The sequence below is a fragment of the Paenarthrobacter sp. TRD_SC_7 genome (assembly GCF_056156245.1).
Map to the genome: position 1 here is coordinate 1753524 of NZ_CM149587.1, position 26284 is coordinate 1779807.

Sequence of the window (26284 nt, forward strand, 5' to 3'; positions counted from 1 at the left end):
CAGATACATGTCCACCATCACCACCCCCACCACGTCCGAGCAGGGCGGTCCAAGGCAGCGCAGCAGGCGGCGCGTTGAACCGATCTTCTACCTTTTCCTGGTGCCCAGCCTCATTCTCTTCACGCTGGCCATCACGATTCCGGGCATCATGGGCATCTTCTTCAGTTTCACCAACTCCATCGGAATCGGTGACTGGGAGTTCATCGGCCTAACCAACTACATTGCGATCTTCAGTGATCCGGCGATCCTGCAGAGTTACCTCTTCACGTTCGGATTCTCCATCGTCACGGTGATCGCGGTTAACGTGATCGCCTTCCTCCTTGCCGTCGGGCTCACCTCGCGTATCCGTATGAAGTCGGCACTGCGGACCATCTTTGTCATCCCCATGGTGGTTTCCGGCATCATCATCGCCTACGTCTTCAACTTCCTGTTTTCGAACTCCCTGCCGTCCCTTGGCGCTGCGGCAGGAATTCCATGGCTGGAAAGCAGCCTGCTGGCCAACCCCGACCTCGCGTGGATTGCGATCGTGCTTGTCACGGCCTGGCAGGCGGTACCCGGGGCTCTCCTCATCTACATTGCCGGCCTTGTGGCTGTGCCCGGAGATGTTTATGAGGCCGCGGAAATCGACGGCGCGAGCAAATTTCAGCAACTGCTGAAGATCACGCTTCCGCTGGTGGCCGGTTACGTGGTGATCAACATCATTCTTGGGTTCAAGGGCTTCCTCAACGCTTACGACATCATCGTCGGGCTGACGAACGGAGGTCCAGGGACCTCTACCAGAAGCATCGCGATGACTGTCATTTCCGGCTTCAACGGCGGCGACTATGCATACCAAATGGCCAACGCGACGATCTTCTTCGTGGTCGCCATCCTGATCTCTCTCGTACAGCTCTCGCTGACTCGCGGACGGAACGCACTCTGATGACCAACCAATCCACCCTCGCCATTGAGAACTCCCACGTAGAAACCACCGCCGCCGGAACCAGTCGACAACGGTCCGCATCGAAGATCGAACGAGTGAATTGGTCCGCAACCACCATCCTCGTCTTGTGCGCGGTGACTGTGCTCCTTCCCCTTTATGTCACGGTCTCCATGGCATTCAAGACCCAGGGGCAGGCCGTGGATGGCAATGCCTTCTCCTTCCCCGCCCCCTTCAGCCTCGACGGCTTCGTCCAAGCCTGGACCCTGACAAACTTCCCGGTGGGTGCCGCGATGTCTTTGTTGGTGACAGCTGGAACCGTTCTTGCCACGATCATCCTGGCTGCCTTCGCGTCCTACGCAATTGTGCGCAACTGGGAGCGCCGGCTGTTCAGGTACTCGTTCTTCTACCTTCTGGGGGCAATGTTCATCCCCTTCCCCGTGGTTGCGCTGCCCCAGATTCAACTCACAGGCCGCTTCGGCCTGGATAATCCGTTCGGCGTCATCCTGCTGGCCACCATGTTCCAACTGAGCTTCAGCGTCCTGCTTTTCACCGCTTTCCTCCGTTCGATCCCGATGGAACTTGAAGAGAGCGCCAGAATAGACGGCGCAACCACGTGGCAGACCTTCTGGAAACTGATTTTCCCGCTGCTGGCGCCGATGAGTGCAACCGTGGGGATCTTCGCGTTCCTCTATGCATGGAACGACTTCATGATGCCGTCGCTGATTATTTCCGATCCGGCAATGCAGACGCTTCCCGTGCGGCAGAACCTTTTCCAAACGCAGTTCAGCAACAACTATCACGTGTCCTTCGCCTCTTACCTGATGGCGATGGCGCCGGCGATCGTCGCTTACCTGTTTACGCAGCGCTGGGTCATGGCCGGTGTGACACAGGGGGCCGTCAAGGGCTAGCCGTTGTTGACCTTCCGGGACCGGCGTTTCATACTGGTCCGGAAGATAAATTTAGATTCTAAATCAAAGGAGTTTCGTGAGCACTTCCGCCACTCAGGCACACCGTACCGACGTCCACCGCATGTCCGATCCCAACTGGTGGCGCCAAGCGGCCGTCTACCAGATCTACCCGCGCAGCTTCTACGATGCGAACGGTGACGGACTCGGGGACATCAAGGGCATCACGGCCAAAGTCCCGTACCTGAAGGAACTAGGGATCGACGCCGTCTGGCTGAGCCCCTTCTACCCGTCCGCGCTCGCTGACGGCGGCTACGACGTGGACGACTACCGCAATGTGGACCCGAAGTTGGGCACCCTTGAGGACTTCGATGAGATGGCCGCAGCCCTGCACGCCGCAGGCATCAAGATCGTGGTGGACATCGTTCCCAACCACTCCTCTGATCGCCACGAGTGGTTCAAGGAAGCGCTGGCGTCACCCAAGGGCTCCGCGGCACGCGAGCGCTACATCTTCCGCGACGGCCGTGGAGACAATGGCGAGCTGCCGCCGTCGGATTGGGACTCTGTCTTCGGCGGACCTATCTGGGACCGCATTACTGAACCCGACGGCACGCCGGGACAGTGGTACCTGCACATCTTCGCCAAGGAGCAGCCGGACTTCAACTGGGAGAACCCGGAGATCCGCGAGGACTTCCTGAAGACCCTTCGCTTCTGGTCGGATCGCGGCGTGGACGGTTTCCGCATAGACGTGGCCCACGGCATGGCCAAGGACCTTTCCGAGCCGCTGCCCATGAAGGCTGACCTGGAAGCCAAGGCCCATGGCACCGATGGTTTCACCGACGGTTCCCACCCGTTCTGGGATCGCGATGAAGTTCACGAGGTCTACGCCGAGTGGCGCCAGCTCTTCAACGAGTACAACCCGCCCCGCACCGCAGTTGCCGAGGCCTGGGTCCACGAGTCCCGCCGTGCCCGCTACGCCAGCCCCGAAGGACTCGGCCAGGCGTTCAACTTCGACCTGTTGCAGTCCGACTACGACGCTGCGTCGTTCAAGAAGATCATCACGGACAACCTCGTGGCCGCCAAGGAATCGGGAGCCTCCTCCACGTGGGTCTTCTCCAACCACGACGTCGTCCGCCACGCCACCCGTTACGGCCTGCCCAAGGGCGGCTCGGTAGCCCAGGGAACCAACGCAGCGCAGGACATCACTGGCGGCAAGCCCAAGGGCCAGGATGGCAAGGGGTGGCTGTTGGCCGGTGCTCCGGCGGACGAGCTCGACGTCGAACTCGGCTTGCGTCGTGCGCGCGCCGCGACGCTCTTGCTGCTTGCGCTTCCCGGTTCTGCCTACCTCTACCAAGGTGAAGAGCTCGGCCTGCGTGAAGTCTCGGAGATTCCTGATTCGGAACGCCAGGACCCGTCCTTCTTCCGGAACCCCGGCGTCGAGATCGGCCGTGACGGTTGCCGTGTGCCGCTGCCGTGGACTGCAGAAGGTCCGTCCTTCGGTTTCGGTGCGGGCAAAGCACACCTGCCGCAGCCGGAGTGGTTCATGGACTACGCAGTCTCCAGGCAGGAGGGCGTGGAAGGCTCCACTCTGGAGCTCTACCGCAAGGCCCTGAGCCTGCGCAGCGAACTCCAGACTGACGAGGAACTCGAGTGGGTGGAGACCGGCAACAAGGACGTGCTTCATTTCAGCCGTCCAGGTGGCTGGCACACGGTGACCAACTTTGGCAGCAAGCCCGTGGAACTTCCGGAAGGAAACGTTGTGGTGGCCAGCGGCCCGCTGGAGGATGGCAAGCTGCCTTCCGACACCACTGCGTGGGTTGTCGGCAACGCTTAGGCGTTGCGGCAGAATACTGAAGTTATGAAGAATGTGAACGGGCGGGGACGCCTCATTTACGGCTGCATGGGACTCGGCGGCCCTTGGGACGGTACGTCCTACGGAGCTTCGGAGATCGATCAGGCAGCCGCGGTGATTGAAGCTGCGCAAGGGATTGGCATTGAGCTTTTCGACCATGCGGATATCTACCGCAGCGGAAAGTCCGAGGCCGTCTTTGGTGAAGTCCTCGCCCGTTCGCAGGGTCTGCGGGACAAAATCCAGCTGCAAACCAAATGCGGGATCAGGTTGGGGGAGCGCGGGCTGGATACGCACTACGACCTCAGCCGCGTAGCCATCCTTGAACGGGTCAACGAGAGCCTGAAACGGCTCCAAACGGACTACGTGGACTTACTGCTTCTCCACCGCCCCGATCCTTTGATGGACCCGCGCGAGGTTGCGGACGCCGTCGGGCAGTTGATGGCGGAAGGCAAGGTGCGGCAGTTGGGTGTGTCCAACATGTCCGGCGCGCAGATCGCGTACCTTCAGGACCGTCTGGAGACACCGATCGTCGCGAACCAGCTGGAAATGAGCCTGCTTCGCCGGGACTGGCTGGAGAGCACTGTGCTGGTGAACCATGCGGAGGGGCTGGACTACAGCTTCCCGCACGGGACTCTTGAGCATTGCATGGCCAAGGGAATTGAACTGCAGGCGTACGGTTCCCTGGCCCAAGGGCGCTATACGGGTGCGCCGTCTGCGGAGTTTTCGCCGGCTGAGTCGGCCACCGCGGACATGCTTGAAAAATTGGCGGAGGAGCAGAACACCACGCCGGAATCAGTACTGCTGGGTTGGCTGATGAAGCACCCGGCCAGGATCTCGCCGGTAGTGGGAACCACTAACCCTGCCCGGATCGGAGCATGCGCCGATGCCACTTCCGTAGCTGGCACCATGACCCGTGCCGAGTGGTACGGATTGTGGGTGACGGCCCGGGGGAACAACATCCCCTAACGCCGTATTAACCCAACTGAGTCGCAGCTGTGCGCGTTTTGACGACTCAAAACGCGCTTAACTGCGACTCAGTTGGGTCACAACAGCAACACATACTACGAGGCGCTGCTGATCGGAGCCACAACGGAGTACGTGCTTGAGTCACCTTGGATTGCCTGGCTGGGCTTGCCGTCGATGCTCACCGGAATGTCGCCCGCGATGGTGACGCGGTTGAGCTTGCGCGGCTGGCCGTCGTAGTTGTCCGGGGCGTAATGCTGGGTGATGCGGTTGTCGAAAAGGACCACCTGGTTGGGCTCCCAGTTCACACGCACCACGTTTTCCGGACGCGTCACGTACGCCTGCAGCAGGCGGATGATGTCCTTCGATTCGGTGTTGGACAGGCCCACGATCCTCAGCCGCTGCGCGAAGCCCCCAATGAACAATCCGCGCTCGCCGGTCAAAGGGTGGACCCGCACCACGGGGTGGGCGGTTTCGAACTTCAGTCGGGTGAACTCCTTGCGTCGCTCTTCCGCGTTGGAGTGCTCAAGGTTCTTGGGCACCGAATAGTCGTAGTCATTGGTATGGATGGCCCATAGGGTGTCCGCGAAGTTCCGCAGTTCCTCCGGGAGGTCCTGATACGCACCGGCCGAGGACGCGATCAGGGTCTCGCCACCATACGCCGGGAGGTCGATGCTCCGCAGCGTGGACGCCTGCGGTGGGTTGACCACGAAAGTGACATCGGTGTGCCAGTTGTTGGCCGAGCCGTTCTCGCTGTCCACGGGCAGGACATTCTCTTCGCCGTCCACGGAAGCGACCGTCGGGTGGGCCTTGGTGAGCGGACCGAAGTGGCTGGCGAACTTCACCTGGGCCTCATCGGTCAGAATGTTGGCCTCGCGGAACACCAGCGCCTTGTGCTCGTTCAGCGCTGCCCGGATCTGGGCTACGGTGTCCTCGCTGAGGTCTCCACTGATGTCCAAGCCACGGATTTCGGCGCCGATGCGGGAGCCGAGCTTGGCGAATTCGAGTTTGGTTTCGGTAATGACTGTCATGATTCTCTTTCCTTAGTTTGTTGTGATGGTTGCGGCAGGTGCCGCGGGGTGGGTCAGGAAGCGGCAGCACCCACGGCGGTGCGCCAGCGGGAGAAGTGCCGCTCAAGGGCTACCAGGAGGAAATTCACGCCGAGCCCTAGCAAGGACACCGTGAGGATGCCCGCGTACATATCCGGGATGAGGAAACTGCTCTGCGCATTCACGATCAGGTAACCCAGGCCAGCCTTGGCTCCCACCATTTCGGCGGCGATCAACACCAGGATGGATGCGGTGCCGGCCATGCGGATGCCCGTGAAGATGGTGGGAACGGCGGAGGGAAGAATGACCTTCTGGAAGAGCCTGAAGCTGTTGAGCCCCAGGGAGCGGGCGGCCCTGATCAGGAGCGGGTCCACGGTCTTCACACCGGCAATGGTGTTGAGGAGTACCGGGAAGAACGCTGCATAGGCAACGATGCTGATCTTGGATTCCTCGCCGATGCCGAGAAGCAGGGTGAACACGGGAAGAAGGGCCAGCGCCGCCGTGTTGCGGAAAAGCTCCAGCAGCGGGTTCAGCACCGAATTCAGGCGTCCGTACCAGGCGATAAGCAAGCCCAGCGAGACACCTGCCACCAGTGCCGCGCCGAAACCGGCAACTGACCGCGTGAGGCTGGCCGCGATATGGCCTTGGATGGTGCCGGCTTCGAAGAGCTTGCCCCAGGCCAACAGCACTTCGTGCAGCGGTGGCAGGAACACGCGGGTGGACGGGCTCGCCAAGTACGTCGGTCCGAGCTCCCACAGTGCCAGGAAAGCCAGGACCGCTGCGGACTTCCACAGACCCGACCCCACGGCCCCGGCGACGCGTCGCGCTGTGCCGGGTGCCGGCGTCGTAGGTTCTGCAGTTGCCGCCCGGGTAACGGAAGGTTCGACGGCGGCACGTGGGCCAGTCGCTGTGCCGGCCTCGGACGCTGCAGCGGCAGTTTCGGCTTGCGTAAGTGTGGTGGTCATCAGGCGGCGCTCCTTTCGGTGGTGGTTGCCGGTTCGTCCGGTGCGCTACCGTCCGGCAGGATCTTGCGGTGACCGGCTACCTGAGCCCGGCGGACTTCATCGTGCAGAAGAGTCCACACCTGGTGGCGGTGCTCCACGAAGGCCGGATTGGATCGGATGTCCTCGTCGCCGTCGCGGTCCGGGATGTCGATGTCCACGATTTCCTTGAGCCGGCCGGGGCGGGCGCTCAGCACAGCGACGCGCTCGCCGAGGTACACCGCCTCATCGATGCCGTGCGTGATGAAGACGATGGTCTTGCCGGTGGCCTTCCAGATCCTGAGGAGCTCATCCTGAAGCTGCTCGCGGGTCTGGGCGTCCAGGGCCGCGAACGGTTCATCCATCAGCAACACATCCGGCTCATAGGCCAGGCTGCGGGCGATGGCAACACGCTGCTTCATGCCGCCGGAAAGCTCGTGCGGGTAGCGGTCCTCGAAGCCAGCGAGCCCCACCAGGGCCAGGTATTCACTGGCTTTCGCTGCCCGTTCCCGGCGGTTCAGCTTCTTGCCATCCGGGCCTACGCCTTCGAGCCCGATCGAAACGTTGGCGGAGGCCGTCCGCCACGGGAACAGTGCATACTGCTGGAACACCACGGCGCGGTCCTTGCCCGGCCCTGTGACCGCTTTGCCATCCACCAGGACTTCACCGGAAGTCGGGGTGGAGAGCCCGGCCAGCAGGTCCAGGAGCGTGGTCTTGCCCGAGCCGCTCGGCCCCACCAAGGTGAGGAATTCGCCGTCGTGGACGTCCAGGCTCAGGGAATCGATGGCGGTGAGACGGGTGGCGGTGGTGGTTTTAGTGGCCCGGACCGTGAACTCTTTGGTGACGTTCCGGAGACTGATTTTCGCGGTCATGGCTATCCCTTCGTGGCTGCTGTGTCGCCGGCGAGCTCGTTGAACTCATTCGTGTAGTACTTGGAAGGCGTGAGCTTGTCCTTGACGATCCCCGAGGAGTTCAGCCAGGCATCCCACCGGGTGAAGTCCTCGTCCTTGATCACGCCGCTGTCCGGGACGCCGGGGCTCTTCCAGAACTTCAGGTTGGCCGTACTCTCATTGCGCCCTCGGCTCTCGATGATCTTGGTGAAGCGGGCAATCACTTCCTCACGGGGAGATTCGGCTGCCCATTTAATGGCTTTGGCAACGCCGGTGGTAAAGATGCGCGTGGTGTTCGGATTCTTTTCGATGAAGTCCTTCCGGAGCACGATCTGGCCGCCTGCGAAGGTACCGAACAGCTCTACATCGCTGAACAGGGACCGTAACCCGCCGGCCTCGATGGCCCTGTCCTGAAGCACGCCGCCAAGCGTTCCGGCGTCCACTTGACCACGACGTATAGCTTCCTCCGTGTCGTTCGGTGCCAGCGGGACCAACTGCACTTGCTTGATCTCGTCCTGGCTGAGCCCGTTCTTGGTCAGCCAGGTGTTGATAACGGCTTCATGGTGTGCGCCCAGCGTGTTGACGGCGATCTTCTTGCCGATCAGGTCACGAGGTTCCTTGATGGTGCTGTCCGCCTTGACGTAGTAGCCGCTGAAGGTCTTTTCGTCCGAGCCGTAGTAGTTGGTGACGGCCTTGACGGGAGCCCCGGCCTCGATGAGTTTGACTACGGCGCCGGAGAAGGCTCCGCCGACGTCCGTCTGGTTGGTGGCCGCTGACTGGATGTCCTGCGGGCCACTGGTGGTGTTGCCCACCCAGTTCAACTTCAGGTCGCCCAGGTATCCGAGGTCCGCAGCAAGTTCAGGGAAGGTGACGTTGTTGGCGGAGCCTTGATAGCGGAGTTCCTTGACTTCGTTGCCGGCGTGGCCGCCCTGTCCGGCTTCGGCTGCACCGCCGCAGCCGGACACCGTCAGCGCTAGTACGACGGCGGCCGCGACGCTCAGCAGGGGCAGGTGCAGTTTCATGGGAGCTACTTTCGATGGGTTGCGATGTGTTGGGTGACCGGCTTACGCAAGGGCTTGGGAACCTGTGCAACGGCTTGGGAACGATGTAAACCCATCGCGACGGCGGGTGGGAAGCGCCGCGGTAACGCCCGGAAACGCTGCGAAACAGCCCGAAACGGAACGAAATCCGGAGCCATTCCCGGCAACTGTGGGACACAAAGACGCAGTGTTGAGCCCTGTGAACCACAGCGACGGGTGGGCCTGATATGACTGGCGCGTACCGTCGTCGGGCGTTCATACTGCGGGACCCCACAGTCATATGGGGTTTAGTTCGTATTGATCCTCACAACCGGGCGGAATTCTTCGCTGTGCGGGGCGCTGGCCGGATACGGTAGATACATGACGTCTAGCATCGCCGCCGAATCAGTTCGGCCTACCCGCAATATTCCCGCCGATATCGCTCGTTCCTGGCTCCTTGTGAACGCCATGAAGACGGAGCTTTTTGACGAATCTGCGAGTTCACGGGCAGACGCCATCATTCTTGACATCGAAGACGCCGTTGACCCTTCCCAGAAGGACATTGCCCGCGAGAACGTGGTCAACTGGTTGACCGCCGGTGGCAAGGCGTGGGTCCGCATCAATGACGCCACCAGCCCGTTCTGGGCCGACGACCTCGCCGGATTGCGCGGCACCCCGGGCCTGCTCGGTGTCATGCTCGCCAAGACCGAGTCTGCTGACCAGGTTACCGAGTCCTACCACCGCATGGACGGCAAGACTCCGGTAGTCGCACTGGTTGAGTCCGCCCTTGGCATCGAGGAAGCCAACCACATCGCCCGTGCACAGGGTGCTTTCCGGCTTGCTTTCGGGTCCGGCGACTTCCGCCGCGACACCGGCATGGCGGCCACCCCTGAAGCAATGGCGTACCCGCGTGCAAAGCTCGTTGTGGCCAGCCGCGTAGGTAACCTGCCGGGCCCCATCGATGGTCCCACCGTCGGCACCAACCACCCCATCCTGCGTGAGCAGACGGGCATCACCGTGACCATGGGTATGACCGGCAAGCTCTGCCTGGCCATCGACCAGACCACCGTGATCAATGAGGTCATCAGCCCCACGCCTTCGGATGTTGCCTGGGCTACGGACTTCATGAACGACTTCGAGGCCAACGGCCGTGTCATCCGCGATGGTTCCGACCTCCCGCGCCTGGGCCGCGCCGAGAAGATCATGAAGCTCGCAGTGGCCTTCGGAGTCCAGCCTTCCCTGTAGCCATGCTTGTCCACGGAGTCGCATGGGATTCTTCGTCCCCTTCGCTGCGAATGTTCACCCCGGACGCAGAGTTCACTGATATTGCGTTGGCCCAGGGTTCAGCCCTGGGCCTGCGTGTTATCCCCGGCTTGTGGTGCCTCGGCCACACCAAAGTCCACGGCCCCGGGGAGAGGACGCATGTTCCGTGCCGCAGCGGTTCTCCAGCCGAGCGTGGGAAACAATGCGGAGCCTGCTTTGCGCGGGACGACTCACGGCTGATGCATGACTTTCACCGCGGCACTTCCGTTCCCACCGGACTTCGCGCCTACCTCATGCAGCCGCACTGGCTCTATGTAGCCACGTTTGCGAACGGTGCCACAAAAGTGGGGACGGCCTCCGCGCCGCGGAAATGGAACAGGCTTGCCGAACAGGGTGCTGTGCACGCCTCCTATGTGGCGCACGCCGAGGACGGCCGCGTTGTTCGTGTTCTCGAGGACTTGGTGACCCGCGAGCTCGGTCTCGTCCAACAGGTCCGTTCCGCAGCCAAGGCCGCAGGACTCGTGGAGCCGCGTGCCGGCGTCGAGCTTTTGGTGTTGAATCGTCTGCACGCCGGCCGGGTGCGCGAGTTGCTGGGCGGACTGGCGATGACGGGTTTCGCCGTTGTGGAGGAAGAGTGGGAACGGCCCGCCTTGGCCGAGCGGCTCTGTGTTGCTGGTGCTGAGGGTGGCCGTCGCCATACGTACCCGGCAACGTTCGACGGCGGCGGGCACGGTTTGCGGATCCACTCACTGTCCGGGGCGATCGCCTTGGCGGGCCTACCGGACGCTTCGGGTAACGAGGTCGAGGGCAGCTTCGTGGCAGACCTGGGTGCTTTGAAGGGTCGAAAGATCGAGTTTGGCCCCCACACCACGGAGATCCCGGCCCTGCAGGACGCCTTGTTCTAATGCGTTTTGAGGCCTCGCAACGCCCCCCGTTTTCGTTGTGAGGCCCGCTTTGCGGGGTATTTCGGGGTTTTGGGGTGCAGAGTAGGCCTCGCAACGCCCCCTTTTTTCGTTGTGAGGCCCGCTTTGCGGGGTATTTCGGGGTTTTGGGGTGCAGAGTAGGCCTCGCAACGCCCCCCCCTTTTCGTTGTGAGGCCCGCTTTGCGGGGTATTTCGGGGTTTTGGGGTGCAGAGTAGGCCTCGCAACGCCCCCCCTTTTCGTTGTGAGGCCCGCTTTGCGGGGTATTTCGGGGTTTTGGGGTGCAGAGTAGGCCTCGCAACGCCCCCTTTTTTCGTTGTGAGGCCCGCTTTGCGGGGTATTTCGGGGTTTTGGGGTGCAGAGTAGGCCTCGCAACGCCCCCCCTTTTCGTTGTGAGGCCCGCTTTGCGGGGTATTTCGGGGTTTTGGGGTGCAGAGTAGGCCTCGCAACGCTCCCCCTTTTTCGTTGTGAGGCCCGCTTTGCGGGGTATTTCGGGGTTTTGGGGTGCAGAGTAGGCCTCGCAACGCCCCCTTTTCGTTGTGAGGCCCGCTATGCAGGGTATTTCGGGGTTTTAGGATGCAGAGTAGGCCTCGCAACGCACCCCGTAGACTTGGACGGTGCTGGAACAATTTTGGGCTACGGCCTCTACGTCTTACAAAGTGCTGGTTTTCAGCGCCATGGGGCTGATCGCCGTCGGGCTCATCCTGTCCATCGTGGGGAATACCTCCGGCAACCAAGGTCTGGCCATTGCTTCGTTGCCCGTCATTGGCGTTGGCCTGGTGCTCCACGTCGCCGGACTGGTGGTTCGGGGCCAGAAGATCCGCAAGAGCTACAAGAAGTAGCCTCTTCACCCAAGCAACGCGCTGCGTCCGGGCTCCCGGGGCCGATAGGGTTGGAGCATGAGTATCAATCCGGACTTGCAGGGCCGAAGCTACCCTGCCGCAGAGGTATACGACGTCGGCCGTGAAAAGATCCGCGAGTTCGCAAAGGCTGTAAAAGCCAGCAACCCTGCGCATTTTAATGTTGAGGCAGCCAAGGCCCTGGGCCACAGCGACCTCGTAGCCCCGCCGACTTTCGCCATCATCGTCGCCCAGCGTGCTGACGCCCAGTTGGTCCAGGACCCGGAGTCGGGCATCGACTTCTCCCGCGTTGTCCATGCCGACCAGCGGTTCACGCACCACCGCGCCATCGTCGCCGGTGACCGCCTTGTTGCCGAATTGCATGTTGACGGCGTCCGGGCCATGGGCGGGGGAGCGATGATCACCACCCGCTCCGAGATTTCCACCGAAGCCGGCGAAAAGGTCGCCACCACAACCTCGTCCATCCTGGTCCGCGGAGAGGGACAGTAACCATGAGCCCAACATTCGAAGAACTGACGGTCGGCCAGGAAATCGGCACCCGCAGCATTGACGTCACCCGTCAGGACCTGGTCAAGTACGCTGGAGCATCGGGCGACTTCAACCCGATCCACTGGAACGAATCGTTCGCAACCTCCGTGGAGCTTCCGGGCGTCATCGCCCACGGCATGTTCACCATGGGTGCCGCGGTGCAGTTGGTGAGCGACTGGGCAGGCGACCCCGCCGCCGTCGTTGATTACCAGACGCGCTTCACCAAGCCCGTCCTCGTCACCGACACCACCGGGACCGATGAGGCCGGTGCTGTCATCGACGTCAGCGGCGTGGTGGGAGCGCTCGACGCCGATGCCCGCACCGCGCGCGTCGACCTCACCGTCGTGGCGGCCGGACAGAAGGTCCTCATGAAGTCGCAGGCAGTTGTGAAGGTCTCTTGAACCAACAGAACACCTCCCCACGGCGCGCCACACCGACTGAAATGTCGCGGTGGCGCGCCGCTGTTCTTGTCTCTTACGCGGCCAGCGGTATCGCATTCGCCACGTGGGTTTCCCGCCTGCCCGCCATCCGCGACGGACTGAATCTCACGCCGGGGGGCATCGGCCTCTTGCTCATGTGCATGACGGTGGCTTCGTTCATCTCGATCTCAGCCTCGGGCCTCATTGTGCTGCGGCTCGGCCCCAAGCTGACTACAAGGATCGGCAGCTGCATGGTGGGTGCTGGCCTTGTCACCGTGGGTGTGGGCACCTCTATTGCAGCCAATCCACTGGTGGTTGCCGCAGGATTGGCGGTTCTTGGCCTGGGCACGGCCAGCTGGAACACCGCCTCCAACGTGGAAGGAGCGTCGCTCGAACGTGAACTGGAGCGGCACATCATGCCGCACCTGCACGGCGCTTTCAGCCTCGGAACCGTGGCCGCTGCCGGGTTCGGTGCCTGGGCAGCTGCCATCCACATGCCAGTGTTCTGGCATTTCCTGATTTCGGGCGTTGTGGTGACGGCGTCCGTTGTCACCGCTGGATTCTGGTTCCGCGCGGAAAAGACCGCTGCAGCTACACAGACTTACCGCTTGAAGGAAACGGATACCTTCCAGGATCCCTCCACTGGTCCAGTGCCCATTATCACTTCCGAACCGGCCGGCCCTCAGCAGAACCCAGGCAAAGAGCCCGCTCCGCTCGACAACAAGCGGCTCGTGGCTCTTGCCTGGCGTGACCGCCGGACTTTGCTGATCGGCGTCCTTGTCCTCGGCTTGGCATTGGCCGAAGGAGCCGCCGGAGACTGGGTGGCCTTGGCACTCGCCGACGGCTACGGGCAGTCCGACGCGGCAGGCGCTGTCGGTTATGGGCTCTTCGTCACGTTCATGACCATTGGGCGTTTCACCGGAACGGTCATCCTGGACCGGTTTGGCCGCGTAGTTGTGATGCGCTGGTGCTCGGCCACCGCCGTCGTGGGTCTTTCGCTTTTCGTGTTCTCTCCGGTTCCGTGGCTAGCGTTTGTCGCGTTGGCAGTGTGGGGCCTGGGTGCCTCACTCGGGTTCCCCGTGGGGATGTCCGCCGCTGCCGATGATCCTGTTCACGCGGCAGCCCGTGTCTCCGTGGTATCCACGATTGGTTACGGCGCTTTCTTGTGTGGTCCTCCGCTCCTGGGGCTGCTGGCCGAACATTTTGGCATCCTGCATTCGCTGCTGGCACCCTTGGTACTGCTGGTGGTTAGCTTCTTCCTGGCACCCTTGGCTGGCCAACAGGCGGCGAAGTCCGCGCAGCCCAACGAAGCCCGTTAGGCTTGATTGGTGACCCAAACGCTGCTTTCCGAACTGACCACTGCTGCTGTTGGCGGCCCCGCGGGTAACTATGTGGAGGCCCGCACCGAGGCAGAAATTATCGACGCCGTCCGGTCGGCCGACGCTGCAGGTGAAAAACTCCTGATCATTGGCGGTGGCTCGAACCTCCTGATCTCGGACGAGGGATACCCCGGCACAGTCCTGAAGATCGCCTCCGAGGGATTCGCCGTGAACTCCGAAGACAGCTGCGGAGGCGTGTCCGTCGTAGTGCAGGCAGGCCACAACTGGGATGCGCTGGTGGAACACTCGGTGCTGCACGCTTGGTCCGGCCTGGAGGCATTATCCGGAATACCCGGTGCCACCGGAGCCACCCCCGTGCAGAATGTGGGAGCCTACGGCACGGACGTTTCCCAAACCATTGCAGCTGTCCGCACATGGGACCGCGAACGCCATGCAGTGCAGACGTTCACCAACTCTGAGCTCAAGTTTGGCTACCGCGACTCCATCCTGAAGCAGACCACCGTTGAGGGTTCACCCCGCTATGTTGTGCTGACCGTCGAGTTCCAGTTGCCGCTGGGACGGATGAGTGCCCCCATCCGGTACGCCGAGTTGGCCCGTGTGCTCGGCGTCGAGGCCGGTAAGCGCGCCTACTCCAACGATGTGCGGAGGGAAGTCCTCCGGCTCCGCGCGTCCAAGGGCATGGTCCTGGACGCAGCAGACCGCGACACGTATTCCACGGGCTCATTCTTCACCAACCCGATCGTGTCTGCGCAGCGGGCCTCAGGGTTGCCGGAGAACGCGCCTAAATATCCTGCGGGCGGCGACGGACTCGTGAAACTTTCCGCTGCCTGGTTGATCGATCAGGCCGGATTCGCTAAAGGCTTCGGACTTGAGGAATCCAGTGTCTCCGGCGGACGGGCTTCCCTGTCCACCAAGCACACGCTTGCCATCACCAACAGGGGTTCAGCAACGGCTACGGACATGGTGGCCATCGCGCGTGAGGTGCGGACCGGCGTCGTCGAGCGTTTTGGTATTGAACTGCACCCGGAACCACTGTTGATCGGCGTTAGCCTCTAGGTTGGGCGTTCCTCCGTGCCCTCACAGGCTCGCGAGGGGTTAGCTCCCGGGAGTAAGAGGTGGTCTTTCGGCCGAGATGTCGCCCCTCGACGGCCCGTCGGCGAGCGTGGTGGAGGCCGGACTTAGCGTGTGCGCCGTTCGGCGATCGGCAGGACCTTGTTCAGCAGCAGGAACGTGAGGCCGCAGCTGACCGCTCCGAGCAGGAAGATCTGGCTGAAGGCGATACTCTGTGGCGACGGTCCGCTGGGCATGAACAGCCCGGCAGTGGCGAAACCGACCAAGCCCAGGAGCAGGACGATCGCCCCCAGCAGGAAGCTGCGGACCTGAGCTGCTGCGGCAGGGTAAAACCATGGTTCGGGAGCGTCGTCGTCGCGATCGGCTACGGGCTGGGTCGCGGCAGCGGTTCCGATGAGAAGAGCGGCCGCGGCAGTTGCCACCAGGCTGACTGTCTGGATGGCCTGCATTGAAGGGGAGAGGCTCACGCCTGTCCCGACCGCCACTATCAGCCCGGCGCCAAGCCCGACGAGCGTGCAGAACCAGCCGGCGGTAGCCAACCAGCGGCTCATCGGCCGCACAAACTGAGCGAGATCACCAAAAAGCATGAACCCATCCTAGAATCTGCTGCTGGGTGAGGGCTGGGAGGCACGGCAAGGTTCCCTGTACTCAACGGTCCTCTTAGGATGAAGCATGCCTGCCGAGAGAACCAGTCCCACTCCGCGCGTCATGGGCCGGTTGCGGCTCGCCAGCCAAGGCCTGTTAGGCGGCGGCTGTCCTACCGTTCCGGACGCGGTCCGGTGGATGACAGCCATGCAGGCGCAGGACCTCGGCTCAGCGTTGTGGGCGGTGGGCCAGCGCGTTCCCGGCACAGCAGCCTCGGACGTCCGGGCGGCCCTCGACGCCGGCACAGTGGTCCGCTCGTGGCCCATGCGAGGGACGCTGCACTTGCTCGCCCCCGAAGATCTCCGCTGGATCCTGGGCATCACCAGCGAGCGGCTCATGAAGTCGTTGGGGGCTCGTCACCGGGAACTCGGCATCACGCCCGACGACATCAGCCATTGCCGGGACATCGCCTTCAAAACCGCCGGGATCCTCAAGGGAGAGGGAAGGCCAGGGGCAACCCGGGAGCAGCTGTTCCAAGCGTTTGAGGAAGCCGGCCAGACTACCAAGGCCCAGCGGGGCATTCACTTGCTGGGGAGCCTTTGCCAGCGCGCGTGGCTGGTCCAAGGACCCATGGCTGGGACCAACGGCAAAGTGGGTGTGCAGCAACTGTTCGTGCCGTTTGACGGCTGGATTCCGGACTCGAGGGAACTGGGACGCGAGGAGGGAATCGCCGAGTTGCTCTTCCGCTACGTCCGGAGCCACGGACCTGCCACCATCAAGGACTTTTCCTGGTGGAGCCAAGTCCCCGTCACGGAAGCACGCAAAGCCCTCAAGGACGTGCAGGACCGCCTGGTTGAGCTGCAGTTCGGCGGCACCAGTTATTGGCTCTCGCCGGAGACCGCGGCAATGCTCGACGACGGCGTCCCCGGCTCACGCTCGTTGCTGGCGCTCCCGGGGTTCGACGAATTCCTGCTCGGGTACCAGGATCGGAGCCTCGTGCTGGCTCCCGAGTATGCAGAGTTGGTGGTACCGGGCAAGAACGGAGTGTTCAAACGAATCATGGTGTCCGGCGGAGAAGTGGTGGGAACGTGGGCGAGGACCGTGAGCGGCAAGACCATAGGTGTCGCGCCGGAGCCGTTCGCGCGGCAGTTGGGCCCAGCCGCTGAGCGCTCGTTCCAAGCCCAGGGACGCGCGTACTTGGAGTTCATGGCCGGCTGAGCCCGCCGGCAAAATCCCTAAAACGTGGAAAACCCGCTGTTCCGCTGCTGGGCAGCAACAGAACAGCGGGTTGACGACGAAACAGCGCGGACGGGGCCTAGAGCTTGCCCGTAACGATGTTGAGCATGCGACGGAGGGGCTCAGCTGCACCCCACAGGAGCTGGTCGCCCACGGTGAAGGCGCTGATGTATTCCGGGCCCATTTCGAGCTTGCGGATACGGCCCACGGGGATGTCCAGCGTGCCGGACGCTGCCACAGGGGTCAGGTCCGCCATGGAAGCTTCCTTGGTGTTGGGAACAACCTTGGCCCATTCGTTGTCCTTGGCCAGGAGGTTCTCGATCTCCGTCACGGACAGGTCTTCGCGCAGCTTGAGCGTGAGGGCCTGGGAGTGTGAACGCATGGCGCCGATGCGGATGCATAGGCCGTCCATGGCGATGTGGTCCTTGCCTGCGGTGCCGTTGCCGGTGCCGAGGATCTTGTTGGTTTCGACTCCGGCCTTCCACTCTTCCTTGGACTGGCCGTTGCCGAGGTCGGCATCGATCCACGGAATGAGGGAGCCGGCCAGCGGTACGCCGAACTGGGTGGCGTCGACGCCGGTGCGCTGGGCAGCGAGGACCTTGTGGTCGATTTCGAGAATGGCCGAGGCAGGATCGTCCAGTTCGCTGCTGACCTCGTTGTTGAGGGTGCCGAACTGGTTCAGGAGCTCACGCATGTGACGGGCGCCGCCACCCGAAGCTGCCTGGTAGGTCATGGACGTGCCCCACTCGACCAGGTTGTTCTTGAACAGGCCGCCAAGGCCCATCAGCATGCAGGAAACCGTACAGTTGCCACCGATGAAGTCCTTCACGCCACCGGACAGTCCGGCATCGATGACATCGCGGTTGATGGGGTCCAGCACGATGATCGAGTCGTCGTTCATGCGCAGGGTGGAAGCAGCATCGATCCAGAGACCATCCCAGCCGCGGCTGCGGAGTTCGCCGTGAACCTGCTTGGTGTAGTCGCCGCCCTGGGCGGTGACAATAATCGGCAGCTTGGCCAGCGTCTCAATATCGAACGCATCCTCGAGCTTGCCGGCCCCCTCAGCAAAGGAAGGGGCGGCACCTCCTGCGTTCGAGGTGGAGAAAAATACCGGGTTGATGTTGGCGAAGTCGTTCTCGTCCTGCATGCGCTGCATCAGGACGGAGCCGACCATGCCACGCCAACCGACCAGTCCAACGGACGGATTAGCTGCTGTAGTCATTCACCCAGTCTAAACTTTCGGAGCACAGTGCCGCTGTTGGTTACGTCACGCACGCAATGCACGACGACGGCACTCGCCGGTGGCCGCACCGGGCGGCCGCAGCTGCTGGCTAGAGGCTGCCGGCGTCGTGTTCTTGCAGCAGGACGGCTTTGCGCTTCCGCAAGGCGAAGAAGGCACCAAACGTAAACACCTGCGTGACAACGATCAGCACGATGATCCCGGCGATCCGGTTGCCGCCAAGGATCATGGTGAGCCCCACAATGGCAGAGATCAGGGCGAAGAGCGGCAGCAGCATATAGCCCAGCACGAACAGGGTTTCAGGTTTCTTCAGCATGCAGGCTTTCCTAGCTTTCGTTCCGGCGCCACGTGGTGAACCGGTAGTTGGTGCCGTTCTTGGCGGTGAGCCAGCCCTCGGGAGGGGCTACGGCGTCGAAGGTCCAATCATCACCGAGCTCGGGAGCATACGTGTCACCCTCCGCATCGGTATCGATGATGGTGATCACTGCAAGGTTGGCGATGCCCATGGACTGGCGGTAGATCTCGCCGCCGCCTACGATCCACACCTTCTGGCCGCCTGTCGCGTACTGCGACTCCAGCAGAGCCTCGTCCAGCGATGACACCACGACGGCGCCCTTGGCCTCGGGCGTGGACGCCCACTCTGCGTTGCGGGTCACCACAATGTTGGTGCGGCCCGGGAGCGGGCGGTACTTTTCGGGGAATGACTCCCACGTCTTGCGGCCCATGATGACGGGGTGCCCGGTGGTGAGCTGACTGAAGTGCTTCATGTCTTCGGGCAGGTGCCACGGCATGGCGCCGTCTTTGCCAATCACGCCGGACTTGGTCTGGGCCCAGACCAGTCCAATGCCGGTCATGCGGGCCGCGGTTTCCTGGGTGAAGATGACGCCGGGAAGCTGGGACGGAGTCTCGGAGGAAGGCATGCTCATACCGCGATCGGCGCCTTGATGGTGGGGTGGTGGCGGTAATCCACAACCTCGAAGTCATCCAGCGTGTAATCGAAGATGGAGTCCGGCTTGCGGAGGATCTTCAACTGCGGGTACTCGTACGGCTCCCGGCTGAGCTGCTCGGCAACCTGGTCAACGTGGTTGTCGTAGACGTGGACATCGCCGCCGGTCCAGACGAATTCGCCGGGCTCGAGTCCAAGCTGCTGCGCCACCATGCGCGTCAGCAGGGCGTAGGAGGCGATGTTGAAGGGGACGCCCAGGAACGTGTCCGCGGAGCGCTGGTACAGCTGGCAGGACAACTTGCCGTCCGCCACATAGAACTGGAAGAACGCATGGCACGGCGGCAACGCCATGTCCTTGAGTTCGGACACGTTCCAAGCCGACACAATGTGGCGCCGGGAATCGGGGTTGGCCGCCAGATTGGTCATCAGCTCGGAGACCTGGTCGATGTGCCCGCCGTCGGGAGTTGGCCAACTGCGCCACTGCACACCGTACACAGGGCCCAATTCGCCGTCGGCATCCGCCCATTCGTCCCAGATGGAGACGCCCTGATCCTGCATCCACTTCACGTTCGAGTCACCGCGAAGGAACCACAGGAGTTCCACTGCCACGGACTTGAAGTGGACCCGCTTGGTGGTGATGAGCGGGAAGCTCTTGGCAAGATCGAACCTCAGTTGCCGGCCAAAAACGCTGCGCGTTCCGGTTCCGGTGCGGTCCGACTTGTGTGTGCCGTTGGCCATGACGTCGCGCAGAAGGTCTTCATAAGGGGTGGGAATGCTCACGAGTCCAGCTTACTGGTCTTGCCCGCCTTACCCGCGAGCCGCCCGCGAAGCAGATCAATGAGCGTTTCGTCACTGACCCCCGCGTCACGAGCCGCCCCTATCAAGCTGTCGACGGCGGCAATCACCGCCGAGTCCCCACCAGCCAAGCCACGCGGCGCCCGAGGCGGCCCGACGACGATAGTCCCGTTCCGCCGTCGGGATTCAATCAATCCCGATTGCTCGAGTTCTTTATAGGCGCGTGCGACGGTGCCGGCCGCGATACCGAGGTCCGCTGCCAAGCTGCGGACCGTGGGCAGGCGGCTTCCGGGTTCCAGGACCCCGACGGCGATCAGCGAGCTGAGCTGTCTGCGGATCTGCTCGTAGGGTGGAACCGGATCGGAAAGGTCCAGGGTGATTCCGGCCGTCATCCTGCGCGTTCCTCTTGCCTGGCGGCGCTTCCGCGGGGGATGGAGCGGAACAGGCTCCGAACCGGTGTGATGACGACGATGCCGGCGATGACCGCAAGGACCATGCCCACCATGATGGCCGGGCTGGGGCCAAGGGGGTAGGCGTCGCTCGGGGCAGGAAACAGCTCATACCAGGCATCACCGGAGGCTATGAGCAAGGCAGCCCCCTGGGCGAGGAGGCAGGCCGCCAGCATCCTCGCGATCCTGTACATGCTGATGGCACGGAGGGCCGCGTCCAGGCCGCTGTTGCCCTCGTTCCCGGCGATGCCGGGACGCAATCGAACAGCCATGGTGGCAGCAGCCGCAACCACCAACACTGCAGCAGTCGCCAACAGCGGCGCCAGCCACAAATTTGGCCCAAAGGGCTGGACTTGAGCGGCAATGGAGAACGCCAGCGACACAGCAAACACCAGTCCGCTGCCTATTGCAAAGGACAGTAAACCCCGGGAGACCGGCTGGCGTGGCCACTGCACGGCAGCGTCGGCGGATCCGTAGTTGCGGCCAATCAACAGCTCTCCGCCGGCTACTGCGAGGAGCACCACGGCAGCCACTATGGCAATGAGCCCCGGAAAGGCGAGGGGGTCAACGGGACGGGCGGGGACGAAGATGAAGACCAGCCCCACCACCAGTGCCAGTCCTCCGATGGCACCCAATGCGGCACCAAGTGAAATCGTGAGCCGTGCGGCACCGTGGGTCCGGGGGTCTGCGCGGAGTGCGCCGGCGGTGGTGACCTTTTGTGCCTTGAGGAGTGACGGGAGCTGAGGAACCCGCCACCACCACATGGCCAGCAGCACTGCCATGTTGACGATGCCGACGTAATTGGTCCAGGAGGACTGCCACATCGCTCCCGGCGCCGGCTGTGCCGCGAAGTTGCCGGCGATCGCAGCAAGGCCGGCCGCAATGGTTGCAACTGTCCGCAGCAATCGATTGGCGGCGATGGAGCGCAGTACGCGATTATCGTCGACGTCCAGCGTTTCCAACCGGCGCCGGCGAGCAATCAGCAGGAGGATCAACCACGTTCCCACGGCGAGGACCAGCAGGGCGCCCCCCAGCCATGACGCCAACTCCGGTCCAGGGATCCTGCCATCCTGCCCTTGTCCCATGTACCCGGTGAAGTCCGCGGAAGTAGCCGGTTTGGGCGAGGGCAGGACCGGTGTGTGCCCGGGGAGCGAAGCGATCCACGCGATGACCAGGCTTGAAAAGACGAAAATTCCCGCGGTGGTCCAAGCGAGCTTGAGGGGGAGGAAGTCCCGGATTCTGCGAACAGTCAGTTCGGCGTACCTGCGTGGGGCCTTGGGCGCGGGGTAGCTCAGCTGGCCAAGTGCATGGACGGTCAGTGCGGCAAGGACGGGCCACCCAAGTGCTGCGGCGATCTGGTCCGGAGCGACAGGTGCGTTGAATGCCGTGGGGTTCGCTCGAATGATCCCCGCGTTCATCGCACCCTGGAGGGAACTTGCCATCCAGCCGATGATGCCCACCCATAGTCCGTGCGAGGCAACGGATTCGGCCCCAGGTTTGGACCAGACCTGTAGTCGAAGTAGCAAGTACACGATGATGGCGCCGACCACGGGTCCCAGGAACAACAGTGGCGGCAAGTTGGCTATCACGACGAAGACCCCCAAATCTTTGTATCAATGTACTAAGTATTTGACACAAAGAGGTGGGGGTCAACCGGGTAGTGCCCTAGTCGTCGAAGGGTTTGACCTGCTCCACGGAGACAATTTTCCGTTCAGACCCTCGAGCAACCTGACACACGATGACCTCACCTGGAGACAAGTAGGGGTCTGCGGAGGGAAGCAGGGCGCGCAGGGCTTGTGACATGTGCTGGCCCAGTTGCTTCAACGCCGTGGGCAGGGCCGGGCGGTGCGTACACACTGCGATCGGCTGCTGCTTGTCGAACAAGCCCTCAACAGCGGCAGCCGTCTTCTTGGGGGAGCGACGGTGGGTGTGCTCGGTGAGTGCCTCCACCAGTTTCACCTTGGCGCCGCTGGCCTTGGCATAGGGGGCGATAGTGGCAACACAACGCGCCCACGGACTAGTCACCACCCGTTGTGGTTTCCACACCGCCAGAAGACGCTGGACAGCAACTGCCTGCCGCTGGCCAGTGGCTGCCAAGGGGCGGTCGCCCTCGGCCTTTGTCCATGAGGACCGCGGCTTCGCTTTGGCATGGCGGATCAATACCAACGGCCATGTGTCCAATTCCCCTCGGACGTGGGCCTTCTCGAGGTATTCGAGCGGCTCCACATCCGTAGGGTTGCTCAGGAAGCTGGCTGCCCGGTCCGGGCTGCACCACATGACGCTGTCCACTTCCTTGCCATCGGGCCGGAGCTGCGCTCCATTGACCTTGACGGCCCAGTACCGGACCACTTTCAAACCGGCAGCTACGTGGTAGTGAATAGCCGGAAGAGGTATGCCCAGCGGAGCCTGAAGTCCAATCTCTTCCCGCACTTCACGGGCAGCGCACTCGGGAACTGTTTCGCCGGCGTCGAGCTTTCCTTTGGGCCATGACCAATCGTCATAACGGGGACGATGGATCAGGAGAACCTCAAGGGCACCTTTGGTGACGCGCCAAGGAATGGCGCCGGCGGCTACAACGGCCACTGGCTCGCCGGGGTGGTCAGTTTGATCCGCCACGGGGGTATCGCTGTTCAACTGGGCCCTTACCGCCGGGCCGCAGCGCGCTGGCGTGAGCGGGAAGCCAGGAGCCAGGACTGCATGTCCAACAAGGGCTTGCCGTCCTCGTCCAAGTGGTGCCTGGCCCAGTGTCCGTGATCGTCCAAGTGCCAGCTGGCCGTCCCGTCGTCAACATAGCGACGCATCAGGTCCATGACAGTTGCTGTGTCTTCCTTGCTGGCCAGCTGCACCAGTGCCTCCACGCGGCGGTCCAGGTTGCGGTGCATCATGTCGGCGGAGCCGATGTACACCACGGGCTCGCCACCGTTGCCAAAGGCAAAGACGCGTGAGTGTTCAAGGAAGCGGCCCAGGACGGAACGGACCCTGATGTTTTCGCTGAGTCCCGGGACGCCGGGGCGCAGGGAGCAGATGCCGCGCACCACGACGTCAACCTTCACACCGGCCTGCGACGCCCGGTAGAGGGCATCGATGATGGCTTCGTCCACCATGGAGTTGACCTTGATCTGCACCAATCCGGGAGCGCCGGCCTGGGCGTTGCGGATTTCGGCTTCAATCCTGTCCATCAAGCCGGCCCGCACCGATCGCGGCGCAACGAGCAACCTCTTGAAAGTGGACTTCGGGGCGTAGCCGGACAGCTGGTTGAAGAGTTTGGACAGGTCCTCGCCCACTTGCTCGTTGGCTGTTAGAAGGCCAAGGTCTTCGTAGTAGCGCGCCGTGCGCGGGTGGTAGTTGCCGGTGCCGATGTGGCAGTAGCGGCGGAGGCCGTCCACTTCCTGTCGAACCACGAGGGACAACTTGCAGTGAGTTTTCAGGCCCACGATGCCATACACCACGTGGACGCCCGCCTGTTCCAGCTTGCGCGCCCAGGAAATGTTGGCCTGCTCATCAAAGCGGGCTTTGATTTCAACGAGGGCCAGGACCTGCTTGCCCGCCTCGGCGGCATCGATGAGGGCATCAACGATGGGGGAGTCACCTGACGTCCGGTAGAGGGTCTGCTTGATGGCCTGCACCTTGGGATCCGCGGCCGCTTGCTCCAGGAAAGCCTGGACCGAGGTGGAGAACGAGTCATACGGGTGGTGCAGCAGGATGTCCCTGCGGCGCATCGCGGCAAAGACGTTGGCGGCCTTCGAAGTCTCGGACTCGTTGAGGTACCGCGAAGTGTGAGGTACATGCTTTGGGTAGTGCAGATCGGCGCGGTCTATGGCGCTGATCGCTGACAATCCACGGAGATCCAGCGGTGCTGGTACGGAGTAGACCTCGGACTCTTCCACCCCAAGTTCCCGGATCAGCAGTGCCTTGATGTTCGGGTTGATGTCCGTGGTGACTTCAAGGCGCACCGGCGGGCCAAAGCGTCGGCGCAGGAGTTCCTTCTCCAGGGCCTGCAGGAGGTTCTCGGCGTCGTCCTCTTCTACTTCCAAGTCCTCATTGCGGGTGACGCGGAAGGTGTGGTGCTCCAGGACTTCCATACCTGGGAAGAGCTTGTCCAAGTGGACAGCGATGACTTCTTCCAAGGCGATGAACCGGGCAACGCGGCCCGGGATGGCGCCTGCGCGCGGTCCGTCCACGGAAATGAGGCGGGGCAGCTGATCCGGAACCTTAACTCGGGCGAAGAGCTCCTTGTCGCTGATCGGGTTGCTGACGATCACGGCAAGGTTGAGCGAGAGCCCCGAGATGTAGGGGAACGGGTGCGCCGGGTCCACCGCCAGCGGCGTCAGGATGGGGAAGACCTTCTCCTGGAACATGATGCTGATCCGGTGGCGTGCATCCTCATCCAGTTCTTGCCAGTGCATGATGTGGATGTGCTCATAGGCCAGTGCCGGCCGAATTTGCTCAGCGAAGACCCGGGCGTGGCGTTCCTGAAGCCTGTGGGCCTCTTCGCTGATCTGCTCCAGTACCTCGATGGGACTCAGGCCTGCGGGGGAGGGCACGGCCAAACCCGTGGCGATGCGCCGCTTGAGGCCAGCCACTCGAACCATGAAGAACTCGTCCAGGTTGGAGGCGAAGATGGACAGGAAGCCGACACGTTCCAGCAGGAAAAGGTCAGGATCTTCAGCGAGCTCCAGCACACGGGAGTTGAAGGCCAGCCAGCTCAACTCGCGGTCCAGGAAGCGGTCCGGGGAGATGTCGCCTTCAGGCTCCAGGCTCGGGGCGAATTCCGGAATATCGATGCGGTCCTGGGTGGCTCGCGAGGCCGGCACTTCCGATGATCCGAAGCGTGGGGGCAATGTCGCACCCTTCGAGGTGGATCCGGCGGTGCCGACGGGGTCCGGCTGCATGGGGTTCTCCTAAGCTCAGGACGGGGGTTTCCTCCCACATTACAAGCAATTTCGGTGCTCGAATCCAAGATGTCACCGGCTTTCCGCCCAGTGATCCCGTCAGGTTAATTTTTGGTTAACGGGCCATACATCACATCGGTATCCCAGCGAACGAAGCCAAGCTTCTGATATAGAGCTACCGCAGGCTCGTTGTCTGCGTCCACGTAGAGCATCACGGCATGCAGCCCTTGCTCCTGGAGGTGCTTGATGCCCGCAACCGTCAGGGCCTTGCCAAGCCCCAAGCCCTGCGCTGCCGGAGTCACACCCACCACGTAGACCTCACCGATGGCAGGGTGCGGACCTTGCCGGGGGTGGACCTTGGTCCAGTGGTATCCCAACAGCTCACCTTCAGCATTCACAGCCAACAGGAAACCTTCGGGATCAAACCAATCTTCAGCCTTGCGCGCCTCGAGGTCAGCCAGTGTCATGGAACCCTGTTCCGGGTGGTGGGAGAACGCAGCCCTGTTGGCTGCCAGCCACGCCTGCTCATCCCTGCCAGGCACGAAGGCGCGGATCGAAACATCGTCCGGGAGTCCGGCGTCGGGCAGTGCAGAGGTTGAAGACATCAGCCGCATCTTCCACAGTTCACGCACCGGACCGTAGCCGAAGCGCGTGGCAAGGTCGGCGGCTGCCTCGTGGTTGCCGTGGGACCATGCGCTTAATCCGTCGAGGCCCCGTTTGCCCTGCAGGGCGCCCAGCAGCCTTCCAGCAACGCCCTGGTTGCGGTAGCTGGGGTGGACAGCCAGTTCCAGGACACCGCTTCCGTCCTCACTTTCAACGACGACGGCGACACCCGCCAGATCCTCACCGGTGGCCGGATCAGAATCTTCGTCCGGTGCATACAGGACGAAGGACAAGACTGAATGCTCGCCCGAGTCCGCACCGCGCAGGATGACCAACGTCTGTTCGGAGAAGGGCGGATTCCCGTCGGACTCCCCAGCGGCTGCGGCGAGGGTTTTGACGTCCCTGAGGAGTTCGGTGTCCAAGGCGCCGGCAATGATCAGTACGGGCCAGTTTTCCGGGTGCGCGTGACTCATGATGCAAGGCTATACGTCCGGTGCAAGCTCCGTAATTTGATGTCCGTGGAAATGCGAGGTACTGTCGTTATCTCGTTCGGCTT

26 protein-coding genes are annotated in these 26284 nt (G+C 62.7%); 12 read left to right on the forward strand and 14 right to left on the reverse strand.

Annotated features, from left to right (window positions below):
- Positions 1–7: 7 nt before the first annotated feature.
- The 4 genes from AC0J5Z_RS08515 (at position 8) to AC0J5Z_RS08530 (ending at position 4645) form a co-directional block, all read left to right on the forward strand.
- Positions 8–922, forward strand: a complete 915-nt coding sequence (locus tag AC0J5Z_RS08515) for a carbohydrate ABC transporter permease (RefSeq protein ID WP_475038693.1) — start codon at positions 8–10, stop codon at positions 920–922.
- On the forward strand, positions 922–1830 hold the full coding sequence (locus AC0J5Z_RS08520; protein WP_475038694.1) for a carbohydrate ABC transporter permease: 909 nt from the start codon (positions 922–924) through the stop codon (positions 1828–1830). Before AC0J5Z_RS08515 ends, AC0J5Z_RS08520 begins: the two co-directional genes overlap by 1 nt.
- 76 nt (positions 1831–1906) lie before the next feature.
- A complete protein-coding gene (locus AC0J5Z_RS08525) occupies positions 1907–3661 on the forward strand; it encodes a glycoside hydrolase family 13 protein (protein ID WP_475038695.1) in 1755 nt (584 codons plus the stop codon).
- Positions 3662–3685: 24 nt separating this feature from the next.
- Positions 3686–4645 (forward strand): aldo/keto reductase, encoded by a 960-nt coding sequence (locus AC0J5Z_RS08530; protein ID WP_475038696.1) that lies wholly within the window; start codon positions 3686–3688, stop codon positions 4643–4645.
- A 95-nt stretch (positions 4646–4740) separates the two neighbouring features.
- Here AC0J5Z_RS08530 and AC0J5Z_RS08535 read toward each other — a convergent pair whose 3' ends face one another.
- Genes AC0J5Z_RS08535 through AC0J5Z_RS08550 form a run of 4 tightly spaced genes read right to left on the reverse strand, consistent with a single transcriptional unit; the run spans position 4741 to position 8583 of the window.
- The gene (locus AC0J5Z_RS08535) at positions 4741–5673 is read right to left on the reverse strand and encodes a TauD/TfdA dioxygenase family protein (protein ID WP_475038697.1); all 933 of its coding nucleotides are present in this window, start codon (positions 5671–5673) and stop codon (positions 4741–4743) included.
- Between the two features lie 53 nt (positions 5674–5726).
- Positions 5727–6656, reverse strand: a complete 930-nt coding sequence (locus AC0J5Z_RS08540; RefSeq protein WP_475038698.1) for an ABC transporter permease — start codon at positions 6654–6656, stop codon at positions 5727–5729.
- Positions 6656–7543, reverse strand: coding sequence for an ABC transporter ATP-binding protein (locus tag AC0J5Z_RS08545; RefSeq protein ID WP_475038700.1), 888 nt, complete (start codon positions 7541–7543; stop codon positions 6656–6658). The genes AC0J5Z_RS08540 and AC0J5Z_RS08545 overlap by 1 nt, the downstream gene beginning before the upstream one ends.
- A gap of 2 nt (positions 7544–7545) precedes the next feature.
- A complete protein-coding gene (locus AC0J5Z_RS08550; protein WP_475038701.1) occupies positions 7546–8583 on the reverse strand; it encodes an ABC transporter substrate-binding protein in 1038 nt (345 codons plus the stop codon).
- Between the two features lie 378 nt (positions 8584–8961).
- On the opposite strand from AC0J5Z_RS08550, the gene AC0J5Z_RS08555 reads away from it, so the two are divergent.
- The 7 genes from AC0J5Z_RS08555 (at position 8962) to AC0J5Z_RS08585 (ending at position 14967) form a co-directional block, all read left to right on the forward strand.
- On the forward strand, positions 8962–9825 hold the full coding sequence (locus AC0J5Z_RS08555) for an HpcH/HpaI aldolase/citrate lyase family protein (RefSeq protein ID WP_475038702.1): 864 nt from the start codon (positions 8962–8964) through the stop codon (positions 9823–9825).
- Positions 9826–9827: 2 nt separating this feature from the next.
- Positions 9828–10748, forward strand: a complete 921-nt coding sequence (locus AC0J5Z_RS08560; RefSeq protein ID WP_475038703.1) for a DUF2797 domain-containing protein — start codon at positions 9828–9830, stop codon at positions 10746–10748.
- Positions 10749–11381: 633 nt separating this feature from the next.
- Positions 11382–11606 (forward strand): DUF3188 domain-containing protein, encoded by a 225-nt coding sequence (locus AC0J5Z_RS08565; RefSeq protein WP_054809088.1) that lies wholly within the window; start codon positions 11382–11384, stop codon positions 11604–11606.
- Between the two features lie 57 nt (positions 11607–11663).
- Positions 11664–12113, forward strand: coding sequence for an FAS1-like dehydratase domain-containing protein (locus AC0J5Z_RS08570; RefSeq protein WP_475038704.1), 450 nt, complete (start codon positions 11664–11666; stop codon positions 12111–12113).
- A gap of 2 nt (positions 12114–12115) precedes the next feature.
- A complete protein-coding gene (locus AC0J5Z_RS08575; protein WP_475038706.1) occupies positions 12116–12553 on the forward strand; it encodes a MaoC family dehydratase in 438 nt (145 codons plus the stop codon).
- A 41-nt stretch (positions 12554–12594) separates the two neighbouring features.
- Positions 12595–13890, forward strand: a complete 1296-nt coding sequence (locus tag AC0J5Z_RS08580; protein ID WP_475039628.1) for an MFS transporter — start codon at positions 12595–12597, stop codon at positions 13888–13890.
- Between the two features lie 9 nt (positions 13891–13899).
- Positions 13900–14967 carry a UDP-N-acetylmuramate dehydrogenase gene (locus tag AC0J5Z_RS08585; RefSeq protein ID WP_475038707.1) on the forward strand — a complete coding sequence of 356 codons (1068 nt, stop codon included), beginning with the start codon at positions 13900–13902 and terminating at the stop codon, positions 14965–14967.
- A gap of 122 nt (positions 14968–15089) precedes the next feature.
- Here the strand turns inward: AC0J5Z_RS08585 and AC0J5Z_RS08590 are convergent, their stop codons facing one another.
- Entirely contained in the window at positions 15090–15569 is a 480-nt protein-coding gene (locus tag AC0J5Z_RS08590; RefSeq protein ID WP_475038708.1) for a hypothetical protein, read from the reverse strand.
- An 85-nt stretch (positions 15570–15654) separates the two neighbouring features.
- On the opposite strand from AC0J5Z_RS08590, the gene AC0J5Z_RS08595 reads away from it, so the two are divergent.
- A complete protein-coding gene (locus AC0J5Z_RS08595; RefSeq protein WP_475038709.1) occupies positions 15655–16785 on the forward strand; it encodes a winged helix DNA-binding domain-containing protein in 1131 nt (376 codons plus the stop codon).
- Positions 16786–16882: 97 nt separating this feature from the next.
- On the opposite strand, the gene asd is transcribed toward AC0J5Z_RS08595, so the two are convergent.
- The 9 genes from asd to mshD form a co-directional block, all read right to left on the reverse strand.
- Entirely contained in the window at positions 16883–18025 is a 1143-nt protein-coding gene (asd, locus tag AC0J5Z_RS08600) for an aspartate-semialdehyde dehydrogenase (RefSeq protein WP_475038711.1), read from the reverse strand.
- A gap of 109 nt (positions 18026–18134) precedes the next feature.
- A complete protein-coding gene (locus AC0J5Z_RS08605) occupies positions 18135–18359 on the reverse strand; it encodes an NF038396 family protein (protein WP_475038712.1) in 225 nt (74 codons plus the stop codon).
- A 10-nt stretch (positions 18360–18369) separates the two neighbouring features.
- Positions 18370–18969, reverse strand: a complete 600-nt coding sequence (locus AC0J5Z_RS08610) for a dihydrofolate reductase (RefSeq protein ID WP_475038713.1) — start codon at positions 18967–18969, stop codon at positions 18370–18372.
- The gene (locus AC0J5Z_RS08615; RefSeq protein ID WP_475038714.1) at positions 18966–19769 is read right to left on the reverse strand and encodes a thymidylate synthase; all 804 of its coding nucleotides are present in this window, start codon (positions 19767–19769) and stop codon (positions 18966–18968) included. Before AC0J5Z_RS08615 ends, AC0J5Z_RS08610 begins: the two co-directional genes overlap by 4 nt.
- On the reverse strand, positions 19766–20176 hold the full coding sequence (locus tag AC0J5Z_RS08620; protein ID WP_475038715.1) for a GntR family transcriptional regulator: 411 nt from the start codon (positions 20174–20176) through the stop codon (positions 19766–19768). Before AC0J5Z_RS08620 ends, AC0J5Z_RS08615 begins: the two co-directional genes overlap by 4 nt.
- Positions 20173–21822 carry a hypothetical protein gene (locus AC0J5Z_RS08625; protein WP_475038716.1) on the reverse strand — a complete coding sequence of 550 codons (1650 nt, stop codon included), beginning with the start codon at positions 21820–21822 and terminating at the stop codon, positions 20173–20175. Before AC0J5Z_RS08625 ends, AC0J5Z_RS08620 begins: the two co-directional genes overlap by 4 nt.
- Before the next feature lie 76 nt (positions 21823–21898).
- Positions 21899–22867: an NUDIX hydrolase gene (locus tag AC0J5Z_RS08630; RefSeq protein WP_475038717.1), complete on the reverse strand. Its 969-nt coding sequence runs from the start codon at positions 22865–22867 to the stop codon at positions 21899–21901.
- Between the two features lie 8 nt (positions 22868–22875).
- Complete coding sequence (locus tag AC0J5Z_RS08635; RefSeq protein WP_475038718.1) at positions 22876–25125, reverse strand: RNA degradosome polyphosphate kinase; 2250 nt, start codon at positions 25123–25125, stop codon at positions 22876–22878.
- Positions 25126–25229: 104 nt separating this feature from the next.
- On the reverse strand, positions 25230–26201 hold the full coding sequence (gene mshD / locus AC0J5Z_RS08640) for a mycothiol synthase (protein WP_475038719.1): 972 nt from the start codon (positions 26199–26201) through the stop codon (positions 25230–25232).
- Between the last annotated feature and the right edge of the window lie 83 nt (positions 26202–26284).

Excerpts from the sequence above, each read along its gene's own strand:
- AC0J5Z_RS08580 (WP_475039628.1), top strand. The coding sequence starts at position 12,595 with ATGTCGCGGTGGCGCGCCGCTGTTCTTGTCTCTTACGCGGCCAGCGGT.
- AC0J5Z_RS08545 (WP_475038700.1), bottom strand. The coding sequence starts at position 7,543 with ATGACCGCGAAAATCAGTCTCCGGAACGTCACCAAAGAGTTCACGGTC.
- AC0J5Z_RS08540 (WP_475038698.1), bottom strand. The coding sequence starts at position 6,656 with ATGACCACCACACTTACGCAAGCCGAAACTGCCGCTGCAGCGTCCGAG.
- AC0J5Z_RS08575 (WP_475038706.1), top strand. The coding sequence starts at position 12,116 with ATGAGCCCAACATTCGAAGAACTGACGGTCGGCCAGGAAATCGGCACC.
- AC0J5Z_RS08520 (WP_475038694.1), top strand. The coding sequence starts at position 922 with ATGACCAACCAATCCACCCTCGCCATTGAGAACTCCCACGTAGAAACC.
- asd (WP_475038711.1), bottom strand. The coding sequence starts at position 18,025 with ATGACTACAGCAGCTAATCCGTCCGTTGGACTGGTCGGTTGGCGTGGC.
- mshD (WP_475038719.1), bottom strand. The coding sequence starts at position 26,201 with ATGAGTCACGCGCACCCGGAAAACTGGCCCGTACTGATCATTGCCGGC.
- AC0J5Z_RS08535 (WP_475038697.1), bottom strand. The coding sequence starts at position 5,673 with ATGACAGTCATTACCGAAACCAAACTCGAATTCGCCAAGCTCGGCTCC.
- AC0J5Z_RS08530 (WP_475038696.1), top strand. The coding sequence starts at position 3,686 with ATGAAGAATGTGAACGGGCGGGGACGCCTCATTTACGGCTGCATGGGA.
- AC0J5Z_RS08610 (WP_475038713.1), bottom strand. The coding sequence starts at position 18,969 with ATGAGCATGCCTTCCTCCGAGACTCCGTCCCAGCTTCCCGGCGTCATC.
- AC0J5Z_RS08595 (WP_475038709.1), top strand. The coding sequence starts at position 15,655 with ATGCCTGCCGAGAGAACCAGTCCCACTCCGCGCGTCATGGGCCGGTTG.
- AC0J5Z_RS08560 (WP_475038703.1), top strand. The coding sequence starts at position 9,828 with ATGCTTGTCCACGGAGTCGCATGGGATTCTTCGTCCCCTTCGCTGCGA.
- AC0J5Z_RS08570 (WP_475038704.1), top strand. The coding sequence starts at position 11,664 with ATGAGTATCAATCCGGACTTGCAGGGCCGAAGCTACCCTGCCGCAGAG.
- AC0J5Z_RS08605 (WP_475038712.1), bottom strand. The coding sequence starts at position 18,359 with ATGCTGAAGAAACCTGAAACCCTGTTCGTGCTGGGCTATATGCTGCTG.
- AC0J5Z_RS08590 (WP_475038708.1), bottom strand. The coding sequence starts at position 15,569 with ATGCTTTTTGGTGATCTCGCTCAGTTTGTGCGGCCGATGAGCCGCTGG.
- AC0J5Z_RS08620 (WP_475038715.1), bottom strand. The coding sequence starts at position 20,176 with ATGACGGCCGGAATCACCCTGGACCTTTCCGATCCGGTTCCACCCTAC.
- AC0J5Z_RS08635 (WP_475038718.1), bottom strand. The coding sequence starts at position 25,125 with ATGCAGCCGGACCCCGTCGGCACCGCCGGATCCACCTCGAAGGGTGCG.
- AC0J5Z_RS08515 (WP_475038693.1), top strand. The coding sequence starts at position 8 with ATGTCCACCATCACCACCCCCACCACGTCCGAGCAGGGCGGTCCAAGG.
- AC0J5Z_RS08550 (WP_475038701.1), bottom strand. The coding sequence starts at position 8,583 with ATGAAACTGCACCTGCCCCTGCTGAGCGTCGCGGCCGCCGTCGTACTA.
- AC0J5Z_RS08555 (WP_475038702.1), top strand. The coding sequence starts at position 8,962 with ATGACGTCTAGCATCGCCGCCGAATCAGTTCGGCCTACCCGCAATATT.